This is a genomic window from Calditrichota bacterium (assembly GCA_013151735.1).
In the GTDB taxonomy this organism is placed as follows: domain Bacteria; phylum Zhuqueibacterota; class JdFR-76; order JdFR-76; family BMS3Abin05; genus BMS3Abin05.
Map to the genome: position 1 here is coordinate 1 of JAADHR010000045.1, position 7,318 is coordinate 7,318.

Genomic DNA, 7,318 nt, shown 5'->3' on the forward strand with positions numbered 1-7,318 from the left:
TTTTGACCCGCACCAAGGCCGTCATCGATCGGGGTGCGGCCGGTATCGTGTACGGACGAAACATCATTCAGCACGAAAACCCCAAAGCGATTACAAAGGCTTTGATGGGGATTGTCCATGATGGTCTGAGTGTCGAACAAGCACTGGAATTTCTGAATTGAACGATAAACTATTTCTGGTGCTGGACATCGGCACCAGTGACATCAAGTGCGGTTGCGTCAATGTTACCGGCACTATTCTCGCGCGTCATCAGCGTGAATTTCCCATGACGCAAAGGCAGGACGTTTTTGAAATCGATTTTGATCTTTTTTTCGATAGTGTCGGTGATTTGCTGAAAGGGTGCCTGGCGCAAGCCGTTGTTCAGCGTGCCGGTGTCGAGGCGCTCCTGATCACCAGTCAGGCTCAAACCTTCGCCCCGGTGGATGCCGATTTTAGGCCGCTCCGGCCCGGCATTGTCTGGCTGGATGAGCGGGCAAGGGAAGAAGCCGAAATCCTGCAACAACACGTGCCGGATTTCGCCGAAGCCGCTGGATTCGCCCGTCCCCTGCCGGCGCAGTACGTCAGCAAGCTGCTGTGGCTGAAACGGCGTGAACCCGAGGTTTTTAAAAAGGCCCGGGCCTTTCCGTTGATTCACGAGTACCTGGCCTACCGCCTGACCGGTCATTTTTACTCGGACAGCACCAGCTTCGGCATGGGCGGCGTGTACGATTTTCGTCGGAAGGACCTGAATCCGGAAATCCTGGCCATTTTGGGTCTGACCCCAAATGCCTTCCCAAAAATTGAAAGAGCCGCGACCCGGGGGGAACGGATTTCGAATAAAATTCAACAGGATTGGGCCTGGCCTGAGCGTTTCCCCGTGTTTTTGTGCGGCAACGACCAGGGGGCATCTGCCTGCGGCGCGGGGCTGCACCAACCGGGCGATGTCAACATCAACCTGGGCACCGCTATGGTTTTTTACACGATCACAAATTCGCTGGCTACCCGCCTGACGGAAAGCCAAATCGCCGGAAAGCACCCGGTGGGGGAAAGTTATTTTCTGTTAAATTATGAACCGGATTTCGGATTAAAAATGCGGGAATTGAAGGAATACTTTTTTTCACAGGGCACGTATGATAACCTTTTTCAAACCTATTTCGAGTATCCAGAAGTGGATGCCCGGGCGCCGTCGTTCAAGAAATCGGAATGGCACGCCTTTTCCGGAATGCAAGCGCACAGGTTCTGTGCCGGCATCATTAAACATTATATGATTCGATTAAAGAGCCACCTGTCCCGGATTCGGGAAGCGGTGCCTGTGAAAAATATGTACCTCTCCGGGGGGATGCTGCAATCAGAAGTGTTGATTAAAATCGTGCAGGAGGCTCTGCAGAGGCCGCTCACTATTCAAAATCGCGCCGATGCCGGTTTGTTTGGCGCCGTGGAAATTTATAGTCAGAATAAAATCGGGGGAAATAAAAATGAGTGAGTTGGAGGATGACTCCTAAAATGCGTTTTTTTAAGTGAGGCAATACCAGGATGAGGGCGGAGAATGAGACAAACGATTGCAAAAATCCGCACCATGGAGGCAAACTGTTTAAATTGACCCAAATAACCCTTTTTTTATTGGGAGGTAACATGACTCTTTTTCCTTCTGCCCGACACAAAAAAGGTTTCGTGAATCCCCGGGCCGTCATCCCGGCGCTGTTCAGTGTGGCGGTCATTTGGGGTCTGCTGTCCGTTTCAGCGCTTATGGCCGGTGACATCCTGTGGAATTTTGTGCCCGGCGCCGGATATGTGGATACGTCTCCCGCCGTGGCGGATGTGGACGGCGATGGCGTGCAAGACGTTATTCTTGCAACCACCGCAGGGCGTGTGCTGGCCCTGGACGCGAATGGCCATAAAAAATGGGCCGTTGATCTCAATCAGACTATCAGTAATCCGCCAACCCTGGCCGGTGAGCCGTTGCAACTTTACGTCCTCACGAATTCCGGTGCGGTTATTTGCCTGGATGCCCGAAGCGGGGCCAAAAATTGGGATTACCGGATGCCGGCCGATTTTTCCTGGGGTATGACGGCTCTCGCTGCCGCTGACATTGATGGCGACGGACAGGTGGAGCTCATTGCAGGAGATAGGGGCGGCCATCTGGTTTGCCTGAACACAAACGGCGCACTGAAGTGGAAGAAAAATACAAAGCTGAGTTTTAATACGGCGCCTGCTCTGGCCGACCTGGATGGTGACGGCCGACGTGAAATTTTACTGGGGGCCAAAGAGACGCCGCTGATCTGCTTTTCAGACAAGGGACGTGAACGCTGGCGAGTGAAAACAGGAGACGCCGTTAGTGCCTCGCCGCTGGTCTACGACCTGAATGGCGACCACGTACCGGAAATCCTGCTTGGAGAGGGCAATGGTTTTTCCGTGTATGATGCCGCAGGGAATGAACTTTGGCATCATCCGATGCAAGGGCAGGTGCACGATGCCATTGCCATTGGCGATGTGGATTTGGACGGCAAAACGGATATTGTTGTGGCCGATCTGCGCGGCCATGTGGCCTGTCTTACAGAAGGGGGCACCCTGAAATGGAAAGCCAGCGTCGGACAGCGTGTCCGCCGCTCCCCGGCCATCGCTGACATTGACGGCGATTCCATGCCAGAAGTCATTGTTGGCGGCTACAGTGATGCTCTGTTCATCTTTGACGGCGACGGCAATCTGAAGGAGCAGGTACCGCTCAATGGCGCCATGAATGCTTCGCCCACGGTGGTGGATTTTCGAGGCAACGGCCGATTGAGTGTCATCTGCGCCACCATATCCGATGTGGTGGCTTTGAGCGAGTCACCCAAAAAGATGCCATTTCCGCCTCTCGTTTTATGGGGGGAATATCGCATGAATTCTGCCCGCACCGGCTCGCGGCTTCAGACCCCAAAAAAACCTCGCACCGGCATCACCGCCGTGGATTACGGGTCAATGCACGTCGGGGATAACCAGTTTTGCGTAACCGTGGAAAACCCGAAAAAGCAGCGATTGACTCTGGAAATGGAGATTCGCAAAGACACGGGTCGGCCTGTCCGTTCAAGGATGACCTCCTCCGACTCACTTTTTTCCGGACGAATGCCCTACGTCATTGTGGGACAAAGCGCCGAAAATGTGCAGTTTGTCTGCCGCCTGAAGGCGGGGGAAAAACGGATTGCGCAACGGAAACAGACGTTTTATCTGGTTCCCTTTGCCAAAGATGCGGACGACCTGCGCAAAGCCATCGCCAGAATAGGTGCTAATGTACACAGCGTGGCCGATAGTCATTATGTGCGCAACCAGATGACGCTGTTGTCCCTGCAATGGCAAAAGCTGAATGAACAAGTCAAAATCGCCGGCACGCTTTCGCCTCTGCAACGGGGCGAGCTTCGGTCGCAGTTTGAACAGGCCCGGGCCCGGGCGTACCGATTGGAGGCCATGACGCGCGCGGCGGTAGCGGCGGGGAATATGCTTGCCGCCTATGCCGCCAATCCCTGGGCACCGTTTGCCGGTGTGGATGAAATTATTGAGGGGCGTTCCCGTGCCCCGAATCTTCGGATAGAGGCCTTTTCGGGTGAAATAGAATCTGCGGCGGTCAATTTGGCCAATTTCAGTGACCATCCTGTGGTGCTGCGTATTGAGCCGCAAAATCTGTTGGCGGCGGATTCCACCCGGATCCCCTTTCGCCAGGTGCTTGAATTTTATGAGGTGCTGGATGTCCCGACGCAATCCCTCGATCTTTCTGCCGATGCCTTGCCCAAAGTTGGGCAGGCGCGCACCATTGTGCTGCCGGCGTTAAGCGTCCGCCAGCTCTGGATCAATGTCAACACAGCCCATCTCCCTCCTGGCAACTGGAACACCCGAATTCGTTTCCGCACGCTGGAAACAAGTCCGCATGAGGTTTTCGCGAATATGTCCGTTAAAGTCTGGCCCGTGGGATTAACCCAAAAGCAGCCCTTGCGATTGTGTCAGTGGGGCTATGTGGAATCTTCCATGCTCAAGGATATGCCTGAGGCAGCATTGAAGGATCAGGTACGGCACGGCACCAATGTTTTTGTGGCGACTGGAGCATTTGCACCGAAGGCCACGTTTGACGAACACGGCGACCTGGGCACCATTGACTTTGCGGCTCATGACGCGTATGTCCGCCGGTATGCGCCCTTTGGCATGATTCTTTTTTGCGGCTATCAGGGCAGTTTGAAAGGCCCTGCGCAGCCATTCTCGCCCGTTTGGATTAAGGCTTACAAAGAATGGATTGGCAAGTGGTCCCGGCATTTGGCCGAACTGGGTCTTAGTCACAACGATTTTGCCTTTTATCCGGTTGACGAGCCCGGGTTAGGAGAAAAACGTGTGGAGGAATTCGTCAATTATGCCAGGCCCATTCGCGAACTGGATGCCAGCCTGAAGATATATGCCGATCCGGTTGGCGAAGCCACCATGAGTGAGTTGAAAAGGATGGCCCCTTTTGTGGATATCTGGTGTCCGAACCGCAGCGGCTATCTGCTCCATGAGGGCGGGAAAAAGCTTGATTTTATCAAATCCACCGGTAAAACCGTGTGGACGTATGAGTGCAGAGGCAACGCCAAACACCAATCGCCCCTGGGCTATTATCGCGGGCAGGCATGGCTTGCCTTCCGCCACGGGCTGACGGGTATTGGATTCTGGTCCTATTGCACATCGCAATACAACCCCTGGTATGTGCCCAGAGGGGGGCAGGATTACCTGCTTGTTTATCCGGGTGACGGCGTGGTAACGAGCAAGCGGTGGGAAGCGGTGCGCGATGGCGTGGAAGATTACAATATGCTCATGCAATTGCAGCAGGCCGTAAAAAGTGCGGGTGTTTCCCCAAAGGTTCGTCGTGCCGTGCAAAAGTTTTTGTCCACAGACATCCCGGCCGTTGCCCGGTTCTGCGGAGTGGACAGGGATGGCACACTGCCCGGCGTGGAGGGATTGAGGGGCGTTCGAAAGGTAGCCGACCGGCGCTGGGAAAAAATAACCCAAGTGAGGCGGAAAATGGCGAAATTACTCATTGAAATAAAAAAACGCCATGAAAAATGACGTGCTTTTTTTGGACTCAGGTAATCATTTCAGAAGAATTTACGAATGAACGACGTGAGTTTACTCCAAAAGCAAAAAGTGATTTTGTTTTTGAGAAGTAAAGAAGCGTATCAAAATTTCAAAATCTGCTGACGAGGCAGGTTTGTCGTGAAGTGGTGTCATTGCGAGTCCGCGCTGGCGGACGAAGCAATCTCTTAAAATAGCAAATTTATGGGAGAGTTAGCTATGAAGATTAAATTCATTGCGATTGCTATTTTTATTCTTTTGGCAGCCGGGTGTCAACAGCCTCATCCGCCTCAGACCATCGATCTTTCCATGAACTGGTGCTTTTCTCCTGACAAAAAGGATCGTGGCATGTCCGAAAAGTGGTATGCCGTCGATTTTGACGATTCCAACTGGGACACGCTCAACGCCGGCCTGCGCTGGGAAGACCAGGGCTACCCGGATCTGGACGGCACGGCGTGGTACCGGAAGTCCGTCCTCATTCCGGCCGCGTGGAAAGGCAAAAAAGTCTGGATGAAATTTCGAGCCGTAAACGACGCCTACACTCTCTTCGTCAATGGCGAATCGGTAGCGACCTTTGGAATGTCGCATCACTCCTACGCGGGACGTCCTTCCGTTGTGGATGTGACCAAACAAATCGAATTTGGAAAACCCAATCTCATTGCGGTGAAGGTGGTTGATTGGGGAAACAGCGGCGGTCTCTGGCGGCGGCCGGTTCTCATCACCACGGACCGATCCCAGACAAAATTGTTTCAACCGTTGTCCAAAAAACCATTTGATCCGGAAAAAGCGGGGTACCGGTTGTTCTGGGAAGACACGTTCGACGGCGACCGGCTGGACACCACCAAGTGGGAAGTACGCGGTGTGGGTCCCCGTGCGATGGGCTACGTAACGCCCGAGGCAGTGGAAGTGAAAAACGGATTTCTAAACCTCTATGCACTGCTGGAAAATGATTCCCTCAAAGTGGGGGCTGTGGGCACGCAGGGACGGTTTGAAACCACCTTCGGCTATTTTGAGTGCCGGGCCAAGCTTCCCAAAACCACGGGCAATTGGGCGGCTTTTTGGATTCAATCCCCAAAAATCTCCCAGGGAGAAGACCCGGCCAAGTTTGGAACGGAAATCGACATTTTTGAATATTTTAGAAATCAGGGGAAGGATTTTGTTTCGCACAACCTGCACTGGGCGTACGGGCCCCACCAAAAAACCTCCGGTTCATTCCTCAGCAAAGTTCCGGGGCTGGACAAGGGATTTCACACCTTTGCCGTGGAATGGACACCCGAAAAATACGCCTTTTTTGTGGACGGGATCAAGTACCACGAAGTCAAACAGGCGATTTCTCATATTGACGAATACATCATTCTCAGTTTTGAACCGGCGCGCTCGAAAGAAGACCTTGACGGCGCCACGTATCCGGATGTGTTTACAATCGACTACGTAAAAGTGTACAAAAAGAAGAACTAATTCAGGAGTGACCTATGCATTCATTCAAACTATTCTTTTCATTTGGGATGTTTGTCGTTCCCCTGCTTGCCGTGTTTTCGCTCACGGCCCTCGGCGCGCAAGGCAGCGGGGAAAAATCCATTGAAAAACGGGCCCGGGAATTGGTGCAACAAATGACGCTGGAAGAAAAACTGGGGCTCATTGTGGGAGACGGCCGCTTCATGCCAGCCGTGGATCCCCGGACAGTGGAAAACGGCACGGGCATGATTATTACCGACCAGCACTCCAAACTGTTGATTCCCCGTCTCTCCATCTGGTCCACGGCCATGTCCGACGGCCCGGCGGGCCTGAACCGGCAAGCCCCGAAAGAGGGCGAAAAAAACTACCACTACACGACGGCCTTCCCCACGGCCACCTGCCTGGCCGCCACCTGGAACACCGACCTGGTGGAACAGGTGGGAAAAGCCTTTGGCAACGAGGCCCTGGAATATGATTTTGACCTGGTGCTGGGGCCGGGATTGAACATCCACCGAAATCCCAAATGCGGGCGCGCCTTTGAATATTACTCGGAAGATCCGCTGCTGACGGGAAAAATGGCGGCTTCGATGGTGCGCGGCATGCAGTCCTGGGGAATCGGCGTGACATTGAAGCATTTCGTGGCCAACAATCAGGAAACTAACCGACAGTACTACAATGCCGTCGTCAGTCAACGGGCTTTGCGGGAAATCTATTTGAGGGGATTTGAAATCGCCGTGAAGGAAGGAAAACCGCAGTCGATTATGACATCCTACAATCGCCTGAATGGCTTTTACACCGCTGAAAACCCCGAATTGCT

Annotated in this window: 5 protein-coding genes; all 5 read left to right on the forward strand. The window is 53.4% G+C overall.

Annotated elements, in window-relative coordinates; translation table 11 throughout:
- The coding region (locus GXO76_02585) for an aldolase (protein ID NOY76738.1) at positions 1–161 on the forward strand (161 nt) is incomplete at its 5' end.
- Positions 158–1,462, forward strand: a complete 1,305-nt coding sequence (locus GXO76_02590) for an FGGY-family carbohydrate kinase (protein NOY76739.1) — start codon at positions 158–160, stop codon at positions 1,460–1,462. The genes GXO76_02585 and GXO76_02590, both read left to right, overlap by 4 nt.
- A 149-nt stretch (positions 1,463–1,611) precedes the next feature.
- The gene (locus GXO76_02595; protein NOY76740.1) at positions 1,612–5,040 is read left to right on the forward strand and encodes a PQQ-binding-like beta-propeller repeat protein; all 3,429 of its coding nucleotides are present in this window, start codon (positions 1,612–1,614) and stop codon (positions 5,038–5,040) included.
- Between the two features lie 225 nt (positions 5,041–5,265).
- A complete protein-coding gene (locus tag GXO76_02600) occupies positions 5,266–6,504 on the forward strand; it encodes a family 16 glycosylhydrolase (protein NOY76741.1) in 1,239 nt (412 codons plus the stop codon).
- Positions 6,505–6,518: 14 nt separating this feature from the next.
- Positions 6,519–7,318, forward strand: an 800-nt coding sequence (locus tag GXO76_02605) for a glycoside hydrolase family 3 protein (GenBank protein ID NOY76742.1), incomplete at its 3' end; no start/stop codon positions are given.

Bases quoted from the DNA above. Each gene is read 5' to 3' on its own strand.
- GXO76_02595 (NOY76740.1), top strand. From the start codon at position 1,612: ATGACTCTTTTTCCTTCTGCCCGACACAAAAAAGGTTTCGTGAATCCC.
- GXO76_02600 (NOY76741.1), top strand. From the start codon at position 5,266: ATGAAGATTAAATTCATTGCGATTGCTATTTTTATTCTTTTGGCAGCC.